Genomic DNA, 25,770 nt, shown 5'->3' with positions numbered 1-25,770 from the left:
TGATGCCATCGCAGGCAAGCCAGCTCCCACACAAGCCCGCTCCCACATTCAGGGCCAGTTTCACAGTAGACCTCTGTGGTCTTTGGGAGCTTCACCATGTTGAACACCTTGCTTCCTATTCTCTTGTTCGCCGCCCTGGGCCTTGCCGTCCTCGGCGCCTTGCGCCGGGCGAATATGTGGCGCCGTGGCCGCGCGTCGAAAGTCGACCTGCTCGGCGGCCTGCTGGCCATGCCCAAGCGCTACATGGTTGACCTGCACCATGTGGTCGCCCGCGACAAATACATCGCCAACACCCACGTCGCTACCGCGTTGGGCTTTGTGCTCTCGGCGCTGCTGGCGATCCTGGTGCATGGTTTCGGCTTGCAGAACCGTATCCTCGGCTATGCGCTGCTGCTGGCCTCGGTGCTGATGTTTGTCGGCGCCATCTTCATGTACCTGCGTCGGCGCAACCCGCCATCGCGTCTGTCCAAAGGCCCGTGGATGCGCCTGCCGAAAAGCCTGATGGCGTTCTCGGTGAGTTTCTTCCTTGTCACACTGCCAGTGGCCGGGATACTGCCCGCCGACTTCGGTGGCTGGCTGCTCGCAGCATTATTGAGCGTGGGCGTGCTGTGGGGCGTGTCCGAAATGTTCTTCGGCATGACCTGGGGCGGCCCGATGAAGCACGCCTTTGCCGGGGCGTTGCACCTGGCCTGGCACCGCCGCGCCGAACGTTTTGGTGGCGGCCGTTCCACCGGTTTGAAACCGCTGGACCTCAGCGACAAGACCGCGCCACTGGGCGTGGAAAAACCCAAGGACTTCACCTGGAACCAGTTGCTCGGCTTCGATGCCTGCGTGCAGTGCGGCAAATGCGAAGCCGCCTGCCCGGCGTTCGCCGCTGGCCAGCCGCTGAACCCGAAAAAGCTGATCCAGGACATGGTGGTCGGCCTGGCCGGCGGCACCGATGCCAAATTCGCCGGCAGCCCGTACCCCGGCAAACCGATCGGCGAACACGGCGGCAACCCGCACCAGCCGATCGTCAACGGCCTGGTGGACGCCGAGACCCTGTGGTCCTGCACCACCTGCCGCGCCTGCGTGGAAGAGTGCCCGATGATGATCGAGCACGTCGATGCCATCGTCGACATGCGCCGCCACCTCACCCTGGAAAAAGGCGCCACGCCGAACAAGGGCGCCGAAGTCCTCGAAAACCTGATCGCCACCGACAACCCTGGCGGCTTCGCCCCGGGCGGTCGGCTGAACTGGGCGGCGGACCTGAACCTGCCGTTGCTCAGTGAAAAAGGCAACTGCGAAGTGCTGTTCTGGGTCGGCGACGGTGCCTTCGACATGCGCAACCAGCGCACCCTGCGCGCGTTCGTCAAAGTGCTCAAAGCCGCTGGCGTGGACTTCGCCGTGCTCGGTCTTGAAGAGCGCGACAGCGGCGACGTGGCCCGGCGTCTGGGGGATGAAGCGACGTTCCAACTGCTCGCCTCGCGCAATATCCAGACGCTGGCCAAGTACAGCTTCAAGCGCATCGTCACCTGCGACCCGCACAGCTTCCATGTATTGAAAAACGAGTACGGCGCCTTCAACGGCAACTACGTCGTGCAGCACCACAGCACCTTCATGGCCGAGCTGATCGGCGACGGCGCGCTGAACCTGGGCCAGCACAAAGGCACCAGCGTGACCTATCACGACCCGTGCTACCTGGGCCGCTACAACGGTGAATACGAGGCGCCGCGCCAAGTGCTGCGCGCGTTGGGCATCGAGGTCAAGGAGATGCAACGCTCGGGGTTCCGTTCGCGCTGCTGCGGCGGTGGCGGCGGAGCGCCGATCACCGACATTCCCGGCAAGCAACGTATTCCGGACATGCGCATGGACGACATCCGCGAGACCGGCGCCGAGCTGGTGGCGGTGGGTTGCCCGCAGTGCACCGCGATGCTCGAAGGCGTGGTCGAACCGCGTCCGCTGATCAAGGATATCGCCGAGCTGGTGGCCGATGCGCTGCTTGAAGACGCCGCGCCTGCCAAAGCTCCCCCTAAACGTGAACCTGCGCAGGTGCACATATGAGCGACATTATCCGCCGCGACCCACGGGCCGAATGGATCGCCCGCAATCGCCTGCACCCGCTGCACGCGGCGATGCAGCCGGTGCAACAGAGTTGGATGGGGCCTAACGGCGTCATCCGCAAGAATGTGCATGGCATGGGGTTTATCGGCCCCAACGGCATCAAGCGCATCGACCGCAGCGGCGCCCAGCAGGGCGGCGCCGCCAAACGCACGGCGGCGGTGGAGGTGCAACTGCCGCTGCATCAGGTCCCGACCCCGGCGTTCTACATCAATGTGGTGCCGGACATGGTCGGCGGTCGCTTGAGCAGCCACGACCGCGATTTGCTCGGCCTGGCCCGGCAACTGGCCGGCAACGACGGCGCGGTGCTGGTCGTGGTGTTTGGTGACCACAAGGAAACGGCCTTTGCCACCGCCGGTGTGGATCGCCTGCTGGTGCTGGAAGGCCGTGAATTCGACGGTTATTCACCGGAGCAGCGCGTGCAGGGCTTGCGCGCTGTGGATAACCAGTTCAACCCGCGTCACTGGTTGCTGCCAGACAGCCGCAGCGGTGGCGGCGAGTTGGGCCGGCGTTTTGCCGCCAGCCTCAAGGAACGCCCGGCCACACGGGTGTGGCAGATCAAAGGTAATGAGTGCATCGGCCGTGCCGGTGCCGGCCAGGAAGACCTGGCTCGACCCTTGGCGCGCCTGATCCTGGGTGGCGTCGAGTGCGCCGAGCCGGTCAGCGAGACACGGCATGAAGCGTTGCCGGTGGAGTTATCCACAGCCCTGGCGCGCAGCCTGCCGCGTATCGAAGACCTCGGCGCGGTGGCCGTGGACCCTGCGGCGATTCCCATGGCCGAGGCCGAATTCATTTTCTCGGGCGGCAATGGCGTGAAGGACTGGGCGCTTTTCCACCAGGCCGCCGCCGCCTTGGGCGCCACCGAAGGCGCCTCGCGGGTCGCCGTGGACGATGGTTTCATGGCACGTGATCGCCAAGTCGGCGCCAGCGGCACCTGGGTCACGGCGCGGGTGTACGTGGCGGTGGGCATTTCCGGGGCGATCCAGCACCTGCAGGGCATCGGTGCCTGCGACAAAGTGGTGGCGATCAACCTGGATCCTGGCTGCGACATGATCAAGCGTGCCGACCTGTCGGTGATCGGCGAAAGCGCCGCGATACTGCAAGCCTTGATCGACGCGGTCGAGGCCTACCGCAACGGCGCCAAGCGCGATGCGGCCTAAGGAGTTGGTCATGACGACAAATGTAATCAGCCTGGTGTCCATCGGCGCCCACCCCACCTCAGGGCGCCCGCGCCGTGCGGAGCAGGATGCGCGTGCGGTGGAGCTGGGCCTGCAATTGGCTGGGGATAAGTTGCAGGTGCTGCACGCCGGCAACATCGCCGAGCCGACCCTGCGCAGCTACCTGGGCATGGGCTTGCCACAGTTGCACGTGTTGGAACAACCGGCGGGCAGCGATGCATTGCCGGTACTCAGCGAGTACCTGCGCGACGCCGGTGCCCAGGTGGTGCTTGCCGGCAGCCAGGCCGAAACCGGTGAAGGTTCGGGCATGTTGCCGTTTCTGCTGGCCGAGCAATTGGGTTGGCCGCTGATTGTCGGGCTGGCGCAGGTGGAGTCCATCGACGCCGGCGTGGCTCATGTGCTGCAAGCGTTGCCGCGCGGTCAGCGGCGGCGCTTGAAGGTGCGTTTGCCGTTCCTGGCGACGGTGGATAACGCCGCGCCCAAGCCACGGCAAAGCGCCTACGGCCCGGCGCAGCGCGGCGAACTGGCGGCCCATGAAGTCGAGGTCGAACAGGACGAGTTATTCACAGGCGCCGTGCTGCAACCGGCCAAACCGCGTCCCAAGCGCCTCAAAGTGATCAAGGCCAAGAGTGGTGCCGATCGCATGAAGGCCGCTACGGCCAAGGCCAGTGGCGGTGGGGGGCAGGTGCTCAAGGGCGTCAGTCCCGAAGAGGGCGCGCAAGCCATCCTCAAGTTGCTCATAGAAGAAGGTGTCGTACGCTGATCCCCTGTGGGAGCGGGCTTGCTCGCGAAAGCGGTGTGTCAGTCAATACAGGTACTGACTGACACACCGCTTTCGCGAGCAAGCCCCACCTTTGTTTTGCAGTGTTTGTAAGCTTACCCACAATCCCTGTTGATCCGTCTGTGGATAACCTGTTCGCGGTTGTCCACAACCCCTGTAAATCAAGCCCTGCAGCCTTCTGTACGAAAAACAGCCAAGCTAACTGGCGGTTTTTCCTTGGGTTTTTCTCTACTTCTATACATTTTTCCAGACAGACTTGCCCCCATACTCTGTTGGCGGTTCTGTGGATAAGGTGTTCGCTATTGGCTGCAGCCCATGTAAATAAAGGCTTTCGTAAGTGCGATCAAAATTTGATCAATTCACGCTTCTGTCTGCGCGAAAGACGCTGAAAACCCCGGTTTATGAAGGTTTTAGGTGGTTTTCCACAGCAGCGCTCAAGTTGCCCCCAAAGTCTGTTGGCGGTTCTGTGGATAAGGTGTTCGCGTACTGCTACAGGCCACGTATAACGTGGCTTTCATGCGCTTGGTTAATAAATGACCAAGTGTGGGTCAAAACCGCTGGCTTGAATAAGTCACGGATTTTCTTGATTTAATTTGGGAGGCGCAGCGCACTTGCCCACAATTGCTGTGGGTGGCTCTGTGGATAAGTTGTTGGGGAAAGGCTGGAGGGCAGGCAGATAATGGCCTGCGCGGGACTTGATCAAATATTGAGCAGTGTGAGGTTCAAATGTGGGAGCGGGCTTGCTCGCGAATACGGTGGATCAGTCAATATATCTGGTGACTGTCACTGCGCATTCGCGAGCAAGCCCGCTCCCACATTTTGATCTGTGGGGTGTCAGTTATTCGTGTGCGGCCACGCCTTTAAGGTATGGCGCTGGCGCCGCGCCGAGGTTGTTGAGCATGCGCTCGCTGTACCAGTCCACGAAGTTCACCACGCCGAACTCGTAGGTCTGGGAGTACGGGCCAGGCTGATAGGCGGTGGAGTTGATGCCGCGCTGATTCTCTTCGGCCAGGCGACGGTCCTGGTCGTTGGTGGCGTCCCACACCTGGCGCATGCGCTCCACGTCGTAGTCCACGCCTTCCACGGCGTCCTTGTGCACGATCCACTTGGTGGTGACCATGGTTTCCTGGGCGCTGATCGGCCACACGGTGAACACGATGATGTGGTCGCCCATGCAGTGGTTCCACGAGTGCGGCAGGTGCAGGATGCGCATCGAGCCCAGGTCCGGGTTTTTGATGCGGCCCATGAGTTTGGCGCAGCCCTGTTTGCCGTCCAGGGTCATCGACACGGTGCCCTTGAGCAGCGGCATGCGCACGATGCGGTTACGCAGGCCGAAGCTGGCGTGGGCGTAAGGGATTTTCTCGGCATCCCAGGCGGCGGCCGAAGCGGCAACGTGATCCTTGAACGCCTGGTCGGCGCGCGGGTCGGTGACGTCGTCCCATTCCAGCAGGGTTTTGAGCAGCTCCGGGTGCGAGGCGTTGCAGTGATAGCACTCGCGGTTGTTTTCCAGGACCAGCTTCCAGTTGGCTTTCTCGAACAAGGTGGTCTGGATCGCCACCTTGGTGTTCTCCATGTCGTACGGTTCCATGTAGTGGTTGAGCGTCGACAGGAAGTCGTCGATGGCCGGCGGGTTCTCGGCCAGGCTGATGAAGATGTAGCCGCCGGCGGTCTTCACATTCACCGGCTTGAGGCCGTACTGCTTCATGTCGAAGTCGGCGCCCATCTCGGTGCCGGCGAACAGCAGGCGACCGTCCAGCTCGTAGGTCCACTGGTGATAGTGGCAAACAAGCTTGGCAACCTTGCCCTTGTCGCTGGTGCACAAGCGCGAGCCACGGTGGCGGCACACGTTGTGAAAGGCATGCACCACGCCTTCGGCACCACGGATCACGATGATCGGGTTCTTGCCCACTTGCAGGGTCAGGTAGTTGCCCTTGGTGGGGATCTCGCAGGTCATGCCGGCGATCAACCACTCTTTCTGGAAGATCTCCTGCATGTCGATATCAAACAGCCGCTCATCAGAGTAGAACGGCTGTGGCAGCGAAAAAGTGCGCTCGCGCTCGTGCAGCATCTGCGCGGTGGCCTTGCGTGCGGGTTCCAGCGGATCGCCCAAGCTTAAGGTTGCGGTGACGTCCATCGTGTGTGTCCTCATGGCCATTCTGTGTGGCCGGCGAATAGTGGCTGATCAGGTTTGCAGCAAGGCGTAAAGAAAGCGTCGTTGTTGGGAGCGAGTGTGGGCCCGGCGTTGCGTGGAACCTTATCCATGGGCGACATGGCCCAATCTGATCCCGACGCGCAAGCCCCTGTTATTGGGGGCTGGTCGCGGTAAGTATGTGAATGTCGCAGATAGGTAAGTGGACGGTTCTCGCGTTACGCAGAATCGCCACCATAAGGCCGACGTCGGCGGTGGAGAACAACATGTCCAATAGTTTCCTGAATCCGGTAACCACCCAGACCTGGGCCAATGGCCGGCACATCGTCCGTTGCGTCAAAGTCATCCAGGAAACCTGGGACGTGCGCACCTTCTGCTTCATGGCCGACCAGCCGATCCTGTTCTTTTTCAAGCCGGGGCAATTCGTCACCCTGGAGCTGGAAATCGAAGGCCAGCCGATCATGCGTTCCTACACCATTTCCAGTTCGCCGTCGGTGCCGTACAGCTTTTCGGTGACCATCAAGCGCGTGCCGGGCGGCCGCGTTTCCAACTGGCTGCATGACACGCTGCACGAAGGCCAGGAGCTGGCGGTGCACGGGCCGGTCGGGCTGTTCAATGCCATCGACTTCCCAAGCCCCAAGGTGCTGTACCTGAGCGGCGGCGTCGGCATCACGCCGGTGATGTCCATGGCGCGCTGGTTCTACGACACCAACGCCAATGTCGACATGACGTTTGTGCACAGCGCGCGCTCGCCCAAGGACATCATCTACCACCGCGAACTGGAGCACATGGCGTCGCGGATCGACAACTTCAGCCTGCACCTGATCTGCGAGAAACACGGCCTGGGCGAACCTTGGGCGGGTTATCGCGGCTATCTGAACCACAAGATGCTGGAACTGATGGTGCCGGACTTCCTTGAGCGCGAAGTGTTCTGCTGCGGCCCCACGCCCTACATGAGCGCGGTGAAGCGTCTGCTGGAAGCCGCCGGTTTCGACATGGCGCGTTACCACGAGGAATCCTTTGGCGCCACGCCACCGGAAGCCCGTGCCGATGCGGTGGAGCAAGCCGAACAAGCCGCCGACGCGCCGGAAGTCGACCTGGCCGACCTGCACCAGGTGGAATTCATCGCCTCGGGCAAAAGCATCCGTGTGGCCCCGGGCGAAACCGTGCATGCGGCGGCCGCCAAGCTGGGCTTGTTGATTCCCAAGGCCTGCGGCATGGGCATCTGCGGCACGTGCAAAGTGATGAAGCTGGGCGGCGAGGTCGAGATGGAGCACAACGGCGGGATTACCGAGGAAGACGAAGCCGAAGGCTACATCCTGTCGTGCTGCAGCGTGCCGAAGGGGGATGTGCGCATCGAATTCTGATGCTCAGTACAGCTCTGGTCGTCGATCCTGGTGAACGTGGTTATAGGCACTGATTGACTTGTCCCTGGCCTGCGCCAGCGGCAAGTCAGCCACCAACTGCTGTTCCTGCGGATGGGCGCGCGCTCCGGCCAGCGGGTAGCCGTCTGCGTCAACGATCACCGAGCCGCCAACCCAGTTGACGCCACGTTCCGCGCCATGGCGATCGCAGGCGGCGATAAACAGGCGGTTGACTGCGGCATTGGCTTGGACCCTCACGATTTCCGCCGGTCGCTCACCTGGGGGCCGAGTGCTGTGCGGCCAATTCACCGGGGCGCACAGCAGGTTGGCTTGCGCCAGCGCCGGCAAGCGCACCCACTCGGGCAGCTCCAGGTCGTAGCAGATCATCATGGCGATCCGCCCGACGGCTGTTTCGACCACCGGGGGCGCTGCATCGCCGGGGGTGAAAATCAGTTTTTCGCGGTCCCACAGGTGCGCCTTGCGATACACCGTCAACCGCCCGGTGGGTTCGATCAGGGCTGCGCTGTTGGCCACACGCCCTTCGCTCAGCCGCTCGCAAAACCCCGCGACGATGATGATTCCCAGCTCACGTGCCAGGTTCTTCCAAAGCACCAGGGTTGGCCCGTCGAGTGTTTCGGAGGCCATGTGGGCCTCCTTCTGGTCTGTGAACGCGTACCCGCTCTGGATCAGTTCCGGCAAGACAATCAACTGCGCATCGAGGCTGGCCGCTGCGCGAATCGCGCGCTCGGTCAATGCTCGATTGTAGTCGGCATCGCCGATACGCGGCGCCAGCTGATGGCAAACGACGCGTAGTGAGGTCACGACAAGTCTCCTTCCAACTGTCGCTCACTGACGTGCATGGCACGTGACTCGGCGGCATGGTCGAGATGGCGACTCATCACGCAGTAAACCACTGCCGAGACCGTCAGACCGACAACAAACGCAATATCGGCGCCGCCCAGCATCAGGCTGATCGACCCTTGATAAAAGCCCAGCGCCATAAACGGAACCATCGCCGCCAGGCCGAGAAAATAGGCAACGAGCCCAGCGCTCGACCAACGGCCATAGATACCGGCTGGGTTGAAAATGTCGCTGATGGCGTAGCGGCCTTTTCGCACAAGGTAGAAGTCGGCGAGGTTGACGGCCGTCCAGGGCACCAGAAAGTACAGCATCAAGAGCACGAAGGTGTTGAAGCTGTGCAGGTAGCTCTCAGGGATACCCAGGGCGATGACAAAAATGACCGCGGCCACCAGGCTGATCCCGACGATTCGGCTGGTGATCCGTGGCTTGATCGGTACAAAACCATCGATGGCACTGATCCCGGTGAGCATCGCGCCGTAGCAGTTGACCGCCATGATGCCGACCAGCGCCGGCACAGCGATCAGCACGGTAAAGGTGCCAAAACCCGGCAGCAGTTGGTTGCCCACGGCCTGCACGCTGCCGATGGCGTCGGGTGAAGGCAGCGCCGAAGCAAGGAACGCGCCCAGCGACATCAGCCACAGCGCCGAGCCGGCCGCCCCCAGGTAGGTCCAGGTGATGACGCTGCGCGACCGCGTGTTGTGCGGCAGATAACGCGAGTAATCCGAGACGTAGACGGCATAGCTGATCTGGTAACCCGCAGCGGCGGAAAGCTGGATCAGGAAGGCTGACCAGGAAAAGTGTGCGTCGACCACTGCAGTGTCGGCCTGCAGGTGCAGTACGGCCGCGACCGTGAGTACCGCGAACACGCTGATCATCACGTAGGTCAGCCAGCGTTGCACGGTGTGCAGGAGGTCGTGGCCGATGACGGCAATGACCACTGCCAGGATGATCATCAGCGCGTACCACGGTGCGCGATGGCCCGGCAGCACGGTATTGATCGCGTCGGTCGCCAGGATCACGTTGAACACGTTAAAACCGATGTACACGAACACCACCGCGATAAAGGGCACGATTGCCCCGCGTAAGCCAAATTGCGCGCGCGACTGGATCATCTGCGGCAAGCCCATGCGCGGCCCCTGGTTGGCGTGGAAGGCCATGGCGAACGTGCCCAGGCACACGCCGATGACGATCGCCAGGATCGCGTATACCAGGCTCAGCCCCAGGGCGGCGCCGGTGAATCCGGTGACCATGGTGGTCAATACGAAGTTGCCGGTAAACCAGAACGGCGCCTGATGCCAGACCTTGCCGTGGCGTTCGTTGCGCGGCACGTAGTCAATCGAGCGGGTTTCGATTTTCAGCGTGGAGCTGGAGGGGGAGCGGGGTTGGTCAGAGGGCGTGGTCATAGGTTTCACGGTCTGTTTTTTATTGAGTGAGCTACGCAGAGTCTTGTAAGCAAAAAAACAAATGAATCGGCAATTTCAAATAATCACTTCATGAATTTCTGAACTGAGGGCGCAAAACCCGCCGGTATAAGGATTGCCTTACCAATTCAATTTTTATTCCCAAGCGATATAGAGCCGTTTCCTACAAGCATCTACGCTACCAGCACACCCGTCGTAGTCGCCCTTCGCATTGAAGCAGTAGGTGGACGTCCTGTTTACATGCCAAGGATGAATGCCATGTCTGCTATTCCCTCCCGCAGCAAAGGCGCCGCGCGCTTGCTGGCCAATGATGTAACCGCACTTGTTCCAGATTTTCCTTTTCATTACAGCCGGTTCCTTGATACGGCCGCCAGTAACGGCACGCCGTTGGCGCAGATCTCGAGCCAGGCGTATGGCAGTCAGGTATTGATCGTCGGGGCTGGCGTTGCTGGAATGGTGGCCGCCTATGAGGCCATGCGCATGGGGTTGCACCCGGTGGTGGTGGAGGCCAGTGATCGCATCGGCGGGCGCCTGTATTCCTATGTGGCGGGTGATCCGCTGAATCCTGCCGACAGTGTTATCTGTGAGATGGGCGCCATGCGTTTTCCTGTTTCAGGCAAGGCGTTGATGCACTATTTCGACAAGGTCGGCATGACGGCCAACTCAGCGGACTTTCCCAACCCGGGTTCGGCTGCTACCCCCAGTACGGTGGTCGACTACCAGCAACAACAGGTCTATTACGAAGGCAATGACCTGCCACCCGCCTATGCCGAGATTGAGCGGTTGCTGTTCGAGGTATTTCTTGAGCAGGACCCGATCAAGTTCACCGAGATGGAAACGGCAATGTCCGCGGGCAGCATTGATCAGGCCAGGATCAAGACCTTGTGGAATGCCATTCTGGATGCGGGTTGGGACAACCTCAGTTTTTTTGCCGCGATGGTCGAGCAGGCGGGTTGGAGTCGTGAAGACATCGACCTGTTCGGTCAGATCGGCTTCGGCACAGGCGGCTGGAATACCGACTATCCGAACTGCTTTCTGGAGGTATTGCGGGTGCTGTATACCGGGCTGGATACCAACCATAAGCTAATGTTTGACGGTTCCAGCGAGTTGCCTGAACGGTTGTGGAGCCGTGCCCCGGATACCTTTGGCGACGCGATGGCCTATTGGCCTGCAGGCACCATCGTCCAAGACTTGACCACTCAAGTCATTACGCAGCCTTTCAAACAGGAAGTGCGGCAGATCATACGGCGCGCGGACGGCCAGTTCGACGTGTGGATATTTGATCATAATCAGGGAAGCGATCGCCAATACACCTTTCCTGCGGTGGTCTATACCCCTCACAAACGGATCCTCGACAAATTCCGTTATATGAACGGCACTCCCCGTTTTAACTTGATGAATGACCTTTTGTCTCAGAAAGAATGGGAAGCCGTGATGTACACCCATTACATGCAGTCGGCGAAGATTTTTGCCGCGACAACCCGGCCTTTCTGGACCGATGTCGAGGCGGATGGTCAATACAAAATGAGTGTGACGCTGTCGGACCGGATCACCCGAGGTACTTATCTGCTGGACTATGGTCAAGGTGCGGGGCCCCGCAAGGGCAGCGGCATGTTTTTGTCCTACACGTGGAATGATGACAGCCTCAAATTCCTCGGTGATCGCAGCACAACGCTGCCGTCCGATGTGCAGGTGTGCACAACCCTGCTGGACAGCGTGTATGCCCCTCATCAACTGGATTTGGCCGCCGAGTTCGGCATGACCGACCCGTTTGTTGAAATCAACTGGGAAGAGCAGCCGTTTTTCCTGTGCGCTTTCAAAATGAACCTGCCGGGGCAGTACGAATACCAGCGGCTGCTGTTCTCCCAGTTCATGAATGGCGTGTCCAGCGGCAGTCCCGACGGTTTCATCCTGGCGGGCGACGACGTTTCATGGACAGGTGGCTGGGCGGAAGGGGCGGTGACGACGGCCTTGAATGCTGTAAACAAACTGGCGGTGAAGTTCAACGGTGGGACCTTACTCACAAACCCCGGCCCCATTGATGAATGGCCAAGGCTGCAGCCGAAGGCGTTGTGAGCGAATGACGCCAGTCCCGCGTCACAGGTCATAACGCTGCGACGCGGGATTTATCGATTAACGAACGAACAGGTTGACGACGTAACGCTCACCCGATGCCGTCATTTCGAACTCTTTGCCGGTGACGGTAAAGGTTCTGGAAGGCTCGACGATGGTGTCGCCGACATTCGCCAGTTTCCTCAGCTCGTCCAGGCTGACGAGTGTGGCGTTGATATCGGCTTGAAGGTGTGTGTCAGTGGTATAGCGCTGAATTTCCATGATTTTGCCCTCTGCAGGATTTCCATTTCCAACCGAACATTCGGTAGGCAGTCAGCCCCGAAAAACGCGTCCGTCTGTTCGGGGTGTGGAGATCCTATCCAACGCAGGGGGTAGATAGATACTGTCAGAAATACGTACAAACAGTCTCTGCGAACGCGCCCAAAGGCCCGTCGTATCAGGCTTCCATCACTTTCCGAATATCCGCCGCCAATTCTCTTACACGCTCTTCCTCGGTATCCCACGCACACATGAAACGCGCGCCGCCTTTGCCAATGAAGGTGTAGAAGCGCCAGCCCTTGGCGGTCAGCGCCGCGATGGCCGGTTCAGAGAGTTGCAGGAACACGCCGTTGGCTTGTACCGGGAACATCAACTCGACGCCGGGAATATCCGCTACCAGGCTGCTCAGCAGTTGCGCGCAGTGGTTGGCGTGGCGCGCGTGTTTGAGCCAGGCGTCGTTTTCCAGCAGGCCCACCCAGGGGGCGGAGAGGAAACGCATTTTCGAGGCCAGTTGGCCGGCCTGTTTGCAGCGGTAATCGAAGTCTTCGGCCAGCTTGTGGTTGAAGAACAGAATCGCTTCGCCCACCGCCATGCCGTTCTTGGTGCCGCCGAAGCACAGCACGTCAACGCCGGCCTTCCAGGTCAGGTCGGCCGGCGAGCAGTCGAGGAACGCACAGGCGTTGGAGAAGCGCGCGCCGTCCATGTGCAGGTTCAGGCCCAGTTCCTTGCAGGTGGCGCTGATGGCGCGGATTTCTTGCGGGGTGTATACGCTGCCGACTTCGGTGGCCTGGGTGAGGGTGACCACGCGCGGCTTGGGGTAGTGGATGTCCTGGCGCTTGAGGGCGATCTCGCGGATCGACTCCGGGGTCAGCTTGCCGTTTTCAGTGCGGGCGGTGAGCAGCTTGGAACCGTTGGAGAAAAACTCCGGCGCGCCGCATTCGTCGGTTTCGACGTGGGCGGTTTCCGAGCAAATCACGCTATGGTAGCTCTGGCATAACGAGGACAGGGCAAGGGAGTTGGCGGCGGTGCCGTTGAAGGCGAAGAATACTTCGCAGTCGGTTTCGAACAGGTTGCGGAAACCGTCGGCGGCGCGGTGGGTCCATTCATCATCGCCGTAGGCGCGCTGATGGCCCTGGTTGGCTTGTTCCATGGCGGCCCAGGCTTCCGGGCAGATGCCGGAATAGTTGTCACTGGCGAATTGTTGGCTCTTGTCGGTCATGGCCCATTCCTGTGGTCGATGTTGGTGCGCACTGTAACCAAGATTGTCGCGGGTGCGCACGCACTGTAAATGCAAAGTCACTGGGGAATTATGCACGGTACTGGAACGATGCCTGTCGGACATGTCCGTGATGGCGCTTTGGATCTGCTCAAGTGGCTGGCGCTGTTGTGCATGGTGCTGGACCACTTGCGTTATGTCGGCTTGAGCCTGGATGGCCTGTATGTACCGGGGCGCCTGGCGTTCCCGTGGTTTTGCCTGGCGATCGCGGCGAACCTGCATCGAGTCAGAAACTCACCTGTGAGCGGCCAATGGCGGTATCTGGGCTGGCTGTTGCTGTTCAGTGTGATCAGCGAAGTGCCGTATCGGTTGTTTATCGAGGATGCCGATACGTTGAATGTGTTGCCGACCCTGGCACTGGGGTTACTGGTTGCACGGGGATGGCAACAGAAGGCGGTGGTTGATCGAGGATTGGCGCTGATTGCGCTTATTGTTGGCGCAGTTTTTTCGACTCAGCTGATGTTCGGGTTTTTTGGTGTATTGCTGCCATTGGCGATGTTGCTGGCGTTCCGTCGCCCTTGGTATTTCAGCTTATTGCCGGGTTTGGTGTGCGTCGCGGCCAACCAATGGCAGGTTCTGCTCAATAGCGGCAGCCTTGTCGCGATGCTTGGCTTGGCGACATGCCTGATTGCGCCATTGGCAGGATTGGTCTTGTTGCGACATGCCAAGAATGTCTCTCCACCCGCCATGCGACGCTGGGCCTATGCGCTGTATCCACTGCATTTTCTCCTGCTGCTGCTCATCCGCCAGATCACCGCCTAACCCCTGTGGGAGCTGGCTTGCTCGCGAAGGCGGTGGTTCAGTCGCTGGATTTATGACTGATGCACCGCCTTCGCGAGCAAGCCCGCTCCCACATTTGTTCTGTGTTGTTCCCACCATGTCGTAAACGCACCTTTGCGTGGCGTCCGTAGGCATTTGATCCAGCGGCGCCAGCCCTACCATCGCTGCAAAGGGCCTCACTCTGGCCCCAACAATACGAAAGGCTGGGAGAGACGCGATGTTCAGCAAACAAGATCAGATCCAGGGTTACGACGATGCACTGTTGGCGGCCATGAACGCCGAGGAGCAACGTCAGGAAGATCACATCGAACTGATCGCGTCCGAGAACTACACCAGCAAGCGCGTGATGGAAGCGCAAGGCAGCGGCCTCACCAACAAATACGCCGAAGGCTACCCGGGCAAGCGCTACTACGGTGGCTGCGAGCACGTGGACAAAGTCGAAGCCCTGGCCATCGAGCGCGCCAAGCAATTGTTCGGCGCCGATTACGCCAACGTGCAGCCGCACTCCGGCTCCTCCGCCAACAGCGCGGTGTACCTGGCGCTGATCAATGCCGGCGATACGATCCTGGGCATGAGCCTGGCCCATGGCGGCCACCTGACCCACGGTGCCAAAGTGTCGTCCTCGGGCAAGCTGTACAACGCCGTGCAGTACGGCATCAACACCGACACCGGCCTGATCGACTACGACGAAGTCGAGCGCCTGGCCGTGGAGCACCAGCCGAAGATGGTCGTGGCCGGCTTCTCCGCTTATTCCAAGACTCTGGACTTCCCGCGTTTTCGCGCGATCGCCGACAAGGTCGGCGCGCTGCTGTTCGTCGACATGGCCCACGTCGCCGGCCTGGTTGCCGCCGGCCTGTACCCGAACCCACTGCCTTACGCCGACGTGGTCACCACCACCACCCACAAGACCCTGCGCGGTCCACGTGGCGGCCTGATCCTGGCCAAGGCCAACGAAGCGATTGAAAAGAAACTCAACGCCGCTGTGTTCCCCGGTGCCCAGGGCGGCCCGTTGATGCACGTCATTGCCGGCAAGGCCGTGTGCTTCAAGGAAGCCCAGGAGCCTGGCTTCAAGGTCTATCAACAGCAGGTGATCGACAACGCCCAGGCCATGGCCGAGGTGTTTATCAAACGCGGCTACGATGTAGTGTCCGGCGGCACCGATAACCACCTGTTCCTGGTCAGCCTGATCCGTCAGGGCCTCACCGGCAAGGACGCGGACGCGGCCCTGGGCCGTGCCCACATCACCGTCAACAAGAACGCGGTGCCGAATGACCCGCAGTCGCCGTTCGTGACCTCGGGCCTGCGCATCGGCACCCCGGCGGTGACCACGCGTGGTTTCAAAGTGCCGCAGTGCGTTGAGTTGGCCGGCTGGATCTGCGACATCCTCGACAACCTCGGCGACGCCGACGTCGAGGCCAACGTGGCCAAGCACGTGTCTGCCCTGTGCGCTGATTTCCCGGTTTATCGCTGAGCGCGGTTTTGGAGTAATGACTATGCAACGCTACTCGGGCTTCGGCCTCTTCAAGCACTCCCTCAGCCACCACGAAAACTGGCAGAAGATGTGGCGCACGCCCACCCCTAAAAAGGTCTACGACGTGGTCATCGTCGGCGGCGGCGGGCATGGTCTGGCAACCGCTTACTACCTGGCCAAGGAGCACGGCATCACCAACGTGGCCGTGGTCGAAAAGGGCTGGTTGGGCGGCGGTAACACCGCACGCAACACCACCATCGTGCGTTCCAACTACCTGTGGGACGAGTCGGCGCACCTGTATGAACACGCGATGAAACTCTGGGAAGGCCTGTCCCAGGACCTGAACTACAACGTGATGTTCTCCCAGCGCGGCGTGTATAACCTGTGCCACACCCTGCAGGACATCCGGGATTCCGAGCGTCGCGTCAGCGCCAACCGCCTCAACGGCGTGGACGGCGAGTTGCTCAATGCCAAGCAGGTTGCCGACGAGATTCCTTACCTCGATTGCTCCAAGAACACCCGCTACCCGGTACTCGGCGCCACCGTACAGCGTCGCGGCGGCGTGGCCCGTCACGATGCCGTGGCCTGGGGCTTTGCCCGCGCCGCTGACGCACTCGGCGTGGACTTGATCCAGCAGACCGAAGTGATCGGTTTCCGCAAGGAAAACGGTGTGTGCATCGGCGTGGAAACCAACAAAGGCTTTATCGGCGCCAAGCGCGTCGGCGTGGTGACGGCCGGTAACTCCGGGCACATGGCCTCACTGGCGGGCTTTCGCCTGCCGATCGAATCCCACCCGCTGCAAGCGTTGGTGTCGGAGCCGATCAAGCCGATTATCGACAGCGTGATCATGTCCAACGCCGTGCACGGCTACATCAGCCAGTCCGACAAGGGCGACCTGGTGATCGGCGCCGGTATCGACGGCTACAACGGCTACGGCCAGCGTGGTTCCTACCCGGTGATCGAACACACCATCCAGGCCATCGTCGAGATGTTCCCGGTGCTCTCGCGGGTGCGCATGAACCGCCAGTGGGGCGGCATCGTCGACACCACGCCGGACGCGTGCCCGATCATCTCCAAGACCCCGGTACCGAACATGTTCTTCAACTGCGGGTGGGGCACCGGTGGCTTCAAGGCCACTCCAGGCTCGGGCAACGTGTTTGCCTCCAGCCTCGCCAAGGGTGAAATGCACCCGTTGGCGGCACCTTTCTCCATCGACCGTTTCCATAACGGTGCGTTGATCGACGAACACGGCGCCGCGGCCGTCGCCCACTAACAGGAGAAATTTCCTATGTTGCATATCTTCTGTCCTCACTGTGGCGAACTGCGCTCCGAAGAGGAATTCCACGCGTCCGGCCAAGCGCACATCCCGCGCCCGCTGGACCCGAATGCTTGCAGCGACGCGGAGTGGGGCGACTACATGTTCTTTCGCGACAACCCCCGTGGCCTGCACCACGAACTGTGGATTCACGCCGCCGGTTGCCGCCAGTACTTCAACGCCACCCGCGACACCCTGACCTACGAAATTCTTGAAACCTACAAGATCGGCGAGAAGCCGCAATTCACCGCCAAGGCTTCTGGAGAGAAGGTATGAGCCAGACCAATCGCCTGTCCAACGGTGGCCGCATCGACCGCAATAAAGTCCTGACGTTTACCTTCAACGGCCAGAGCTACAAAGGCTTTGAGGGTGACACCCTGGCCGCCGCGCTGCTGGCCAACGGCGTCGACATCATCGGCCGCAGCTTCAAATACTCGCGCCCTCGCGGCATCTTTGCCGCCGGTGCCGAAGAGCCGAACGCAGTGCTGCAGATCGGCGCCACTGAAGCGACGCAAATCCCTAACGTGCGAGCCACGCAGCAAGCGCTGTACCAGGGCTTGGTCGCCACCAGCACCAACGGCTGGCCGAGCGTGAACAACGACATGATGGGCATTCTCGGCAAGGTCGGCGGCAAGCTGATGCCGCCGGGTTTCTACTACAAAACCTTCATGTACCCGCAATCGTTCTGGATGACGTACGAGAAGTACATCCGCAAGGCAGCAGGCTTGGGCCGCTCGCCGACCGAGAACGACCCGGACACCTACGACAACTTCAACCGTCACTGCGACGTGCTGGTGGTCGGCGCAGGCCCTGCCGGCCTGGCCGCGGCACTTGCTGCCGCGCGCAGCGGTGCGCGCGTGATCATCGCCGATGAACAGGAAGAGTTCGGCGGCTCCTTGCTCGATTCGCGCGAAAGCCTCGACGGCAAGCCGGCCGCAGAATGGGTCGCCAGCGTCATTGCAGAATTGAAAGCCCTGCCCGACGTGGTGCTGCTGCCCCGCGCGACCGTCAACGGTTACCACGACCATAACTTCCTGACCATTCACGAACGCCTCACCGATCACCTCGGTGACCGTGCGCCGATCGGCGTGGTGCGTCAGCGTATCCACCGTGTACGCGCCAAGCGTGTGGTACTGGCGACCGGTGCGTGCGAGCGTCCGCTGGTGTATGGCAATAACGATGTGCCGGGCAACATGCTCGCCGGTGCAGTCTCCACCTACGTGCGTCGCTACGGTGTGGCACCGGGCAAGAAACTGGTGCTGTCGACCAACAACGACCATGCCTACCGCGTTGCGCTGGACTGGCTCGACGCCGGCCTGCAAGTCGTCGCGGTGGCCGATGTACGTCACAACCCACGCGGCGCGCTGGTTGAAGAAGCCCGCGCCAAAGGCATCCGTATCCTCACCGGCAGCGCCGTGATCGAAGCCCGTGGCACCAAGCGCGTGACCGCTGCGCGTATCGCCGCGATTGACGTTAAAGCCCATAAAGTCACCAGCCCCGGCGAGTGGCTGGACTGCGACCTGGTGGCCAGCTCCGGCGGCTACAGCCCGGTCGTTCACTTGGCCTCGCACCTGGGCGGCAAGCCGACCTGGCGTGAAGACATCCTCGGTTTTGTGCCGGGCGAAGCGCCGCAGAAACGCGTATGCGTCGGCGGTATCAACGGCGTCTACGGCCTTGGCGATTCCCTGGCGGACGGTTTTGAAGGCGGCGTGCGCGCGGCCAGCGAAGCCGGTTTTGCACCGGTGGAAGGCACGCTGCCAAAAACCCTGAGCCGCCTGGAAGAACCGACCCTGGGCATTTACCAGGTGCCGCACGATAAGCCCACCGCCCGCGCGCCAAAGCAATTCGTCGACCTGCAGAACGACGTGACCGCCGCCGCCATTGAGCTGGCGACCCGCGAAGGGTTCGAGTCGGTCGAGCACGTCAAACGCTACACCGCACTGGGCTTCGGCACCGACCAGGGCAAGCTGGGCAACGTCAACGGCCTGGCCATCGCGGCCCGTTCGCTGAACGTGACCATCCCGCAGATGGGCACCACCATGTTCCGCCCGAACTACACGCCGGTCACCTTCGGCGCGATTGCCGGGCGTCATTGCGGGCACATCTTCGAACCGGTTCGCTACACCGCGCTGCAAGCCTGGCACGTAAAGAACGGCGCCGAGTTTGAAGACGTCGGCCAGTGGAAACGCCCTTGGTATTTCCCACGCAACGGTGAAGACCTGCACGCTGCGGTAAAACGCGAATGCCTGGCCGTGCGCGACAGCGTCGGCCTGCTGGATGCGTCCACACTCGGCAAGATCGATATCCAGGGCCCGGATGCCCGCGAGTTCCTCAACCGCATCTACACCAACGCCTGGACCAAGCTCGACGTGGGCAAGGCGCGCTACGGCCTGATGTGCAAGGAAGACGGCATGGTCTTCGACGATGGCGTGACTGCATGCCTGGCCGACAACCACTTCCTGATGACCACCACCACCGGCGGCGCCGCTCGCGTGCTGCAGTGGCTGGAAATCTACCAGCAGACCGAATGGCCGGACCTCAAGGTGTATTTCACCTCGGTCACCGACCACTGGGCGACCATGACCCTGTCCGGCCCTAATAGCCGCAAGCTGCTGGCGGAAGTCACCGACATTGACCTGGACAAGGACGGCTTCCCGTTCATGACCTGGAAGGAAGGCCTGGTCGGCGGCGTGCCGGCGCGGGTGTTCCGTATTTCGTTTACCGGTGAGCTGTCGTACGAAGTCAACGTGCAGGCCGATTACGCCATGGGCGTGCTGGAACAGATCGTCGAGGCCGGCAAAAAGTACAACCTGACCCCGTACGGCACCGAAACCATGCACGTATTGCGGGCCGAGAAGGGCTTCATCATCGTCGGCCAGGACACCGACGGCTCGATGACCCCGGACGACCTGAACATGGGCTGGTGCGTGGGCCGTACCAAGCCGTTCTCGTGGATCGGCTGGCGCGGGATGAACCGTGAAGATTGCGTACGTGAAGAGCGCAAGCAACTGGTGGGGCTCAAACCGATTGATCCGAACGTGTGGTTGCCGGAAGGCGCGCAGTTGGTGTTCGATCCGAAGCAGACGATTCCGATGAAGATGGTCGGCCATGTCACCTCCAGCTATGCACACAACTCACTGGGTTACTCGTTTGCCATGGGCGTGGTGAAGGGCGGCTTGAAGCGTATCGGTGAGCGCGTGTTCTCACCGCAGGCCGATGGCAGCGTGATCGAGGCGGAGATTGTGTCTTCGGTGTTCTTCGACCCGAAAGGTGAGCGGCAGAACATCTGACAGACCGAGGCGCCTGCATCGCAGCAAGCCAGCTCCCACAAAACATGTGGGAGCCGGGCTTGCCCGCCATGAGGCCAGAACAGTCACCACAGAATTCAGACAGGTGCTTTATGACAGCAGCCAATGTTTACCAACAACGCCCCACCACCGGCGCCAAGGCCGAGTCGTCGCTGCACCATGCCGACCTCGCCAGCCTGGTCGGCAAGGGCCGCAAGAACGCCGGCGTGACCGTGCGTGAAAAGAAACTCCTCGGCCACCTGACCATTCGTGGCGACGGCCATGACGCGGCCTTCGCCGCCGGCGTGCACAAGGCCCTGGGTATCGAGCTTCCCGGTGCCCTGACGGTTATCGTCAAAGGCGACACCAGCCTGCAATGGCTAGGCCCGGACGAGTGGTTGTTGATCGTGCCGAGCGGCGAAGAATTCGCCGCCGAGCAAAACCTGCGCGCCGCCCTGGGCGATCTGCATATCCAGATCGTCAACGTCAGCGGCGGCCAGCAGATCCTCGAACTGAGCGGCCCGAACGTGCGCGATGTGCTGATGAAGTCCACCAGCTACGACGTACACCCCAACAACTTCCCGGTAGGCAAGGCGGTGGGCACGGTGTTTGCCAAGTCGCAACTGGTGATCCGCCATACCGCTGAAGACACCTGGGAACTGCTGATTCGTCGCAGTTTCTCGGATTACTGGTGGTTGTGGCTGCAGGATGCCTCCGCCGAGTTCGGCCTGAGCGTTCAAGCCTGAGGAGTGACCCATGAGCCGCGCCCCTGATACATGGATTTTGACCGCCGACTGCCCCAGCGTGCTCGGCACGGTGGACGCGGTTACCCGCTACCTGTTCGAGCAGGGCTGCTACGTGACCGAACACCACTCGTTCGATGACCGGCTTTCGGGCCGGTTTTTCATTCGCGTGGAATTTCGCCAGCCGGACGGTTTCGACGAGCAGGCATTCCGCGATGGCCTGGCCACGCGCGGCGAAGCCTTCGGCATGATCTTCGAGCTGACGGCGCCGAACTACCGGCCAAAAGTGGTGATCATGGTCTCCAAGGCCGATCACTGCCTCAACGACCTGCTGTACCGCCAGCGCATCGGGCAACTGTCGATGGACGTGGTTGCGGTGGTGTCCAACCACCCTGATTTGCAGCCGTTGGCCGACTGGCACCAGATTCCCTACTATCATTTTCCATTGGACCCTAACGACAAGCCGTCCCAGGAGCGTCAGGTGTGGCAAGTGGTGGAAGACACCGGCGCGGAACTGGTGATCCTTGCACGCTACATGCAAGTGCTGTCGCCGGAGCTGTGCCGCAAGCTGGACGGCAAGGCCATCAACATTCATCACTCGTTGTTGCCGGGCTTCAAGGGCGCCAAGCCCTATCACCAGGCCTACAACAAGGGTGTGAAACTGGTCGGTGCCACGGCGCATTACATCAATAACGACCTGGATGAAGGGCCGATCATCGCCCAGGGTGTGGAGGTGGTGGATCACAGTCACTATCCTGAGGACCTGATCGCCAAGGGGCGGGACATCGAAGGGCTGACATTGGCTCGTGCGGTGGGGTATCACATTGAGCGGCGGGTGTTCTTGAACGCCAATCGGACGGTGGTGCTCTGACTGGCGCCTTCGCGAGCAAGCCCGCTCCCACATTCGACCGCATTTCAAGGTTGGAACCCGATCAAATGTGGGAGCGGGCTTGCTCGCGAAGAGGCCCTCCCTGACAACGCAAAAACAGCATCTGTACCCAAGCACTTAACGCGCTGCCCATCCAACCGGCAACGCAGTTCCATAAAAACAACAGCGAGGTGAAAGCATGTCTGGTAATCGTGGTGTCGTGTATCTCGGCAACGGCAAGGTCGAAGTACAGAAAATCGACTATCCCAAAATGCAGGACCCCCGTGGCAGGAAGATCGAGCATGGCGTCATCCTGCGCGTGGTCTCCACCAACATCTGCGGCTCCGACCAACACATGGTGCGCGGCCGTACCACCGCCCAGACCGGCCTGGTGCTCGGTCACGAAATCACCGGTGAAGTGATCGAAATGGGCAGCGGCGTCGAAAACCTGAAAATCGGCGACCTGGTCTCGGTACCGTTCAACGTCGCCTGCGGACTCTGCCGCTCCTGCAAAGAACAACACACCGGTGTGTGCCTGAGCGTCAACCCGGCCCGTCCGGGCGGTGCTTACGGCTACGTCGACATGGGCGATTGGACCGGCGGCCAGGCCGAATATGTGTTGGTGCCTTACGCCGACTTCAACCTGCTCAAATTGCCGGACCGCGATAAGGCCATGGAGAAAATCCGTGACCTGACCTGCCTGTCCGACATCCTGCCGACCGGCTACCACGGCGCCGTCACGGCTGGCGTTGGCCCAGGCAGCACCGTCTATATCGCAGGTGCCGGCCCAGTGGGCCTGGCGGCTGCGGCTTCCGCACGCCTGTTGGGCGCGGCAGTGGTGATCATCGGTGACGTCAACCCAATCCGCCTGGCCCACGCCAAGGCCCAGGGTTTTGAAATCGCCGACCTGTCCACCGACACGCCATTGCACGAACAGATCGCCGCGCTGCTCGGCGAGCCGGAAGTGGACTGCGCCGTCGATGCCGTCGGCTTTGAAGCGCGCGGCCACGGCCACGACGGCGTCAAGGCCGAAGCCCCGGCCACCGTGCTCAACTCGCTGATGGGCGTGGTGCGCGTGGCAGGCAAGATCGGTATCCCTGGCCTTTACGTTACCGAAGATCCAGGTGCCGTCGACGCCGCCGCGAAAATGGGCAGCCTGAGCATTCGCTTCGGCCTGGGCTGGGCCAAATCCCACAGCTTCCACACCGGACAAACCCCGGTGATGAAGTACAACCGCCAGTTGATGCAGGCGATCATGTGGGACCGCATCAACATCGCCGAAATCGTCGGCGTGCAGGTGATCAGCCTGGATGACGCACCACGTGGCTACGGCGAGTTCGATGCGGGCGTGCCGAAGAAGTTTGTGATTGATCCGCACAAGTTGTTCAGCGCGGCGTAAGGCGCAGCGTAAAAAAGGGCGACCCTCGGGTCGCCCTTTTTGCATCTGCCGTTTAAGCCTGCAACCGTCACGCAGCGCCATCCTCCGGCATGAGCAAGTCTCCCAGCCAACGAAGATCAACTAATGTGGGAGCGGGCTTGCTCGCGAAGGCGGTGCATCAGACCCACATCCAGTGACTGACACACCGCTTTCGCGAGCAAGCCCGCTCCCACAGGGAATGCAGGGTGTCTGGCAGACCTTGGCCAGCCCGGAACAATGTGCCGGATGCCCAGTCAAACGCCTGCTTTCACCCCTACGTCCAGAGGTTGTTCCAATGAAGATTTCACGCGGTTTCGCCCTTTCCTGCCTGATGGCCCTGGCCGCCGGCCCAGTGTTCGCCGCAGGGTTCAGCCTCGGCGACGCGGCCAATGCCATTTCCGGCATGCAAGGGGGGAACAACAAGGCGGCCGCCGCCGCGCCGTCGTCCGAAACGGCGGGTTTGCTCAGCGCACTGACTTCCCAACTCAATATCACCCCCGAACAAGCCGTTGGCGGTACGGGCGCCATGCTGGGCCTGGCCAAGAACAAGCTGAGCGGTAACGATTATTCGCAACTGGGCAACAGCGTGCCGGGCCTTGACCAGTTGTCGGGCAATAACGCCTTGGGCAGCCTCGGGGCCTTGAGCGGTTTGCTCGGCCAGACCGGCGGCAGCAAGACCAGCGGCCTGGACGGCCTGCTGGGGAACGTGAAGAACACCAACGACCTGAATACCGCGTTCAGCGCACTGGGCATGGACAGTGGCATGGTCGGCCAGTTTGCCCCGGTGATCCTGCAATACCTGGGCGGCCAGGGCGCCAACAGTTCGTTGCTGGGCAAGCTGGCCCAGGCCTGGGGCACCGGCAGTTAAAAAGACTCGGCGCGCAATTGCTCGATGCGCGCATTCTTCTCCGTCCAGAGCTGGTTCACCCAGTTCTGGACCGTTTGGCGAAACACCGGATCGTTCTCGTAATCCCCTTGCCACAACGCCGGATCCAGCTCGCGGGTGCGGATATCAATAATGACGTTGGGCACAGACCCGCAGATCAAATCCCAGAACCCCGGGATCTTCTGCTGCGGATAGACCACGGTCACGTCAAGCACCGCATCCAGTTGCTCGCCCAGCGCCGCCAGCACAAACGCCACGCCGCCCGCCTTGGGCTTGAGCAAGCGGCTGAACGGTGAACCCTGCTGCGCCCGTTTGGCTTCGCTGAACCGCGTGCCTTCCAGGTAATTGACCACCGTCACCGGCTGGCGCTTGAAGAGTTCGCAGGCCTCTTTGGTGATCTTCAAATCCTGCCCGGCCAGTTCCGGGTGCTTGGCCAGGAATGCCTTGGTGTAACGCTTCATGAACGGGTAATCCAGCGCCCACCAGGCCAGGCCCAGGAACGGCACCCAGATCAGCTCTTTTTTCAGGAAGAATTTGAAGAACGGCGTGCGCCGGTTGAACGCCTGGATCAGCGCCGGGATATCCACCCACGACTGGTGGTTACTGATCACCAGGTAGCTGGTGTCACTGCGTAAATCGTCACCGCCGCGAATGTCCCATTGGGTGGGGATGCACAGCGCAAAGATCAGCTTGTCGATCTCGGCCCAGGTTTCGGCGATCCACATCACTGCCCATGACATGTAGTCGCGGTAGCGACCGGGAGCCACCAGCTTGAGCAGGGCGAACACCGTTAACGGGCCGATGAGGACCAAGGTGTTGAGCAAGAGCAGCAATGAGACAAAACAGCCGGTGAGCAGGCGGCGCATAAGTAACTCTTGGAATCCTGTGGGCGGGTCATGATAAGCAGCTTGAGTCCAGAGGCCAAATCCCGATTCGCCGGACGAATGTTTCACAATGTGCCGTTTATGCTGGTGTGAGCTAACTAAGCGCTGTGTTTGCGGTCTAGAATCCGCCTACTTCTTTTCGAGGAAATCACGTCGTGAAACTGCTATTTGCCTCGCTCGCCCTGGTTGCCTTGCCCGTCATGGCCGCCGAACCGACCCTTTACGGTCGCTACGAATACATCCAGTTGCCGGAGATCGGCGAAACCTTCAAGGCCAAGATGGACACCGGCGCATTGACGGCTTCGCTGTCGGCCCGCGACATCGAAACCTTCACCCGTGACGGCGACGACTGGGTGCGTTTCCGCCTCGGCGGCAAGGGCGCTACCGACAAAGTCTACGAACACAAGGTCTCGCGCATCAGCAAGATCAAGAGCCGCGCCGACGAGGACGACGACAAGGACGAGGCCAGCGTGGCCAAGCGCCCGGTCATCGACCTGGAAATGTGCCTGGGCAAGGTCAAGCGCACCGTCGAGGTCAACCTCACCGACCGCAGCAGCTTCAACTACCCGTTACTGATTGGCGCCAAGGCCCTGCGTGAATTCGACGCTGCGGTAAACCCGGCCCGTCGCTACACTGCCGACAAACCGGACTGCTGACG

Annotated in this window: 21 protein-coding genes; 15 read left to right on the top strand and 6 right to left on the bottom strand. The window is 61.2% G+C overall.

Annotated elements, in window-relative coordinates; genetic code table 11:
* Positions 1-96: 96 nt before the first annotated feature.
* From dgcB to H0Z09_RS24390, 3 genes are read left to right on the top strand one after another with little or no spacing between them, the layout of a single operon-like run.
* Positions 97-2,043, top strand: a complete 1,947-nt coding sequence (dgcB, locus tag H0Z09_RS24400; protein WP_186694117.1) for a dimethylglycine demethylation protein DgcB — start codon at positions 97-99, stop codon at positions 2,041-2,043.
* Positions 2,040-3,260 (top strand): electron transfer flavoprotein subunit alpha/FixB family protein, encoded by a 1,221-nt coding sequence (locus H0Z09_RS24395; RefSeq protein ID WP_186694115.1) that lies wholly within the window; start codon positions 2,040-2,042, stop codon positions 3,258-3,260. Before dgcB ends, H0Z09_RS24395 begins: the two co-directional genes overlap by 4 nt.
* A gap of 10 nt (positions 3,261-3,270) precedes the next feature.
* Positions 3,271-4,041: an electron transfer flavoprotein subunit beta gene (locus H0Z09_RS24390; RefSeq protein ID WP_186694113.1), complete on the top strand. Its 771-nt coding sequence runs from the start codon at positions 3,271-3,273 to the stop codon at positions 4,039-4,041.
* A gap of 856 nt (positions 4,042-4,897) precedes the next feature.
* Here the strand turns inward: H0Z09_RS24390 and gbcA are convergent.
* Positions 4,898-6,193, bottom strand: coding sequence for a glycine-betaine demethylase subunit GbcA (gene gbcA / locus H0Z09_RS24385; RefSeq protein ID WP_076953238.1), 1,296 nt, complete (start codon positions 6,191-6,193; stop codon positions 4,898-4,900).
* 281 nt (positions 6,194-6,474) lie between these two features.
* Between gbcA and gbcB the strand changes: the two genes are divergently transcribed.
* Entirely contained in the window at positions 6,475-7,575 is a 1,101-nt protein-coding gene (gene gbcB / locus H0Z09_RS24380) for a glycine-betaine demethylase subunit GbcB (RefSeq protein ID WP_057723602.1), read from the top strand.
* A gap of 3 nt (positions 7,576-7,578) precedes the next feature.
* Here the strand turns inward: gbcB and H0Z09_RS24375 are convergent, their stop codons facing one another.
* Both H0Z09_RS24375 and H0Z09_RS24370 read right to left on the bottom strand, forming a co-directional pair.
* On the bottom strand, positions 7,579-8,394 hold the full coding sequence (locus tag H0Z09_RS24375) for a nitrilase-related carbon-nitrogen hydrolase (RefSeq protein WP_186694111.1): 816 nt from the start codon (positions 8,392-8,394) through the stop codon (positions 7,579-7,581).
* Entirely contained in the window at positions 8,391-9,836 is a 1,446-nt protein-coding gene (locus tag H0Z09_RS24370) for a cytosine permease (RefSeq protein ID WP_186694109.1), read from the bottom strand. Before H0Z09_RS24370 ends, H0Z09_RS24375 begins: the two co-directional genes overlap by 4 nt.
* A gap of 276 nt (positions 9,837-10,112) precedes the next feature.
* On the opposite strand from H0Z09_RS24370, the gene H0Z09_RS24365 reads away from it, so the two are divergent.
* Positions 10,113-11,930: an NAD(P)/FAD-dependent oxidoreductase gene (locus H0Z09_RS24365; protein WP_186694107.1), complete on the top strand. Its 1,818-nt coding sequence runs from the start codon at positions 10,113-10,115 to the stop codon at positions 11,928-11,930.
* Between the two features lie 57 nt (positions 11,931-11,987).
* On the opposite strand, the gene H0Z09_RS24360 is transcribed toward H0Z09_RS24365, so the two are convergent.
* Both H0Z09_RS24360 and H0Z09_RS24355 read right to left on the bottom strand, forming a co-directional pair.
* Entirely contained in the window at positions 11,988-12,188 is a 201-nt protein-coding gene (locus H0Z09_RS24360; RefSeq protein ID WP_186694105.1) for a hypothetical protein, read from the bottom strand.
* Between the two features lie 175 nt (positions 12,189-12,363).
* Complete coding sequence (locus tag H0Z09_RS24355) at positions 12,364-13,404, bottom strand: low specificity L-threonine aldolase (RefSeq protein ID WP_186694103.1); 1,041 nt, start codon at positions 13,402-13,404, stop codon at positions 12,364-12,366.
* A gap of 90 nt (positions 13,405-13,494) precedes the next feature.
* Here H0Z09_RS24355 and H0Z09_RS24350 point away from each other — a divergent pair, with 90 nt between their 5' ends.
* The 9 genes from H0Z09_RS24350 (at position 13,495) to H0Z09_RS24310 (ending at position 24,210) form a co-directional block, all read left to right on the top strand.
* On the top strand, positions 13,495-14,223 hold the full coding sequence (locus tag H0Z09_RS24350; RefSeq protein WP_186694101.1) for a TraX family protein: 729 nt from the start codon (positions 13,495-13,497) through the stop codon (positions 14,221-14,223).
* Between the two features lie 235 nt (positions 14,224-14,458).
* Positions 14,459-15,712 carry a serine hydroxymethyltransferase gene (locus tag H0Z09_RS24345; protein WP_076953243.1) on the top strand — a complete coding sequence of 418 codons (1,254 nt, stop codon included), beginning with the start codon at positions 14,459-14,461 and terminating at the stop codon, positions 15,710-15,712.
* A gap of 22 nt (positions 15,713-15,734) precedes the next feature.
* Positions 15,735-16,985: a sarcosine oxidase subunit beta gene (locus H0Z09_RS24340; protein ID WP_186694098.1), complete on the top strand. Its 1,251-nt coding sequence runs from the start codon at positions 15,735-15,737 to the stop codon at positions 16,983-16,985.
* Positions 16,986-17,000: 15 nt separating this feature from the next.
* Positions 17,001-17,303 carry a sarcosine oxidase subunit delta gene (locus tag H0Z09_RS24335; protein ID WP_186694096.1) on the top strand — a complete coding sequence of 101 codons (303 nt, stop codon included), beginning with the start codon at positions 17,001-17,003 and terminating at the stop codon, positions 17,301-17,303.
* Complete coding sequence (locus H0Z09_RS24330) at positions 17,300-20,317, top strand: sarcosine oxidase subunit alpha (RefSeq protein WP_186694093.1); 3,018 nt, start codon at positions 17,300-17,302, stop codon at positions 20,315-20,317. The genes H0Z09_RS24335 and H0Z09_RS24330 overlap by 4 nt, the downstream gene beginning before the upstream one ends.
* A gap of 110 nt (positions 20,318-20,427) precedes the next feature.
* A complete protein-coding gene (gene soxG / locus H0Z09_RS24325; RefSeq protein WP_169378603.1) occupies positions 20,428-21,060 on the top strand; it encodes a sarcosine oxidase subunit gamma family protein in 633 nt (210 codons plus the stop codon).
* Positions 21,061-21,070: 10 nt separating this feature from the next.
* On the top strand, positions 21,071-21,928 hold the full coding sequence (purU, locus tag H0Z09_RS24320) for a formyltetrahydrofolate deformylase (protein ID WP_076953247.1): 858 nt from the start codon (positions 21,071-21,073) through the stop codon (positions 21,926-21,928).
* Positions 21,929-22,124: 196 nt separating this feature from the next.
* A complete protein-coding gene (gene fdhA / locus H0Z09_RS24315) occupies positions 22,125-23,324 on the top strand; it encodes a formaldehyde dehydrogenase, glutathione-independent (RefSeq protein WP_076953248.1) in 1,200 nt (399 codons plus the stop codon).
* A gap of 313 nt (positions 23,325-23,637) precedes the next feature.
* Positions 23,638-24,210 carry a DUF2780 domain-containing protein gene (locus tag H0Z09_RS24310; RefSeq protein WP_186694091.1) on the top strand — a complete coding sequence of 191 codons (573 nt, stop codon included), beginning with the start codon at positions 23,638-23,640 and terminating at the stop codon, positions 24,208-24,210.
* Here H0Z09_RS24310 and H0Z09_RS24305 read toward each other — a convergent pair.
* Positions 24,207-25,094 (bottom strand): acyltransferase, encoded by an 888-nt coding sequence (locus tag H0Z09_RS24305; RefSeq protein WP_186694089.1) that lies wholly within the window; start codon positions 25,092-25,094, stop codon positions 24,207-24,209. The genes H0Z09_RS24310 and H0Z09_RS24305 overlap by 4 nt on opposite strands.
* A gap of 173 nt (positions 25,095-25,267) precedes the next feature.
* On the opposite strand from H0Z09_RS24305, the gene H0Z09_RS24300 reads away from it, so the two are divergent.
* Positions 25,268-25,768: an ATP-dependent zinc protease gene (locus H0Z09_RS24300; protein ID WP_186694087.1), complete on the top strand. Its 501-nt coding sequence runs from the start codon at positions 25,268-25,270 to the stop codon at positions 25,766-25,768.
* Positions 25,769-25,770: the final 2 nt, after the last annotated feature.

Source organism: Pseudomonas sp. SWRI18, assembly GCF_014268345.1.
Lineage (GTDB): Bacteria > Pseudomonadota > Gammaproteobacteria > Pseudomonadales > Pseudomonadaceae > Aquipseudomonas > Aquipseudomonas cedrina.
Note: the sequence above shows the minus strand (reverse complement) of the source record. Positions and strands in the feature narration are given on the sequence as shown.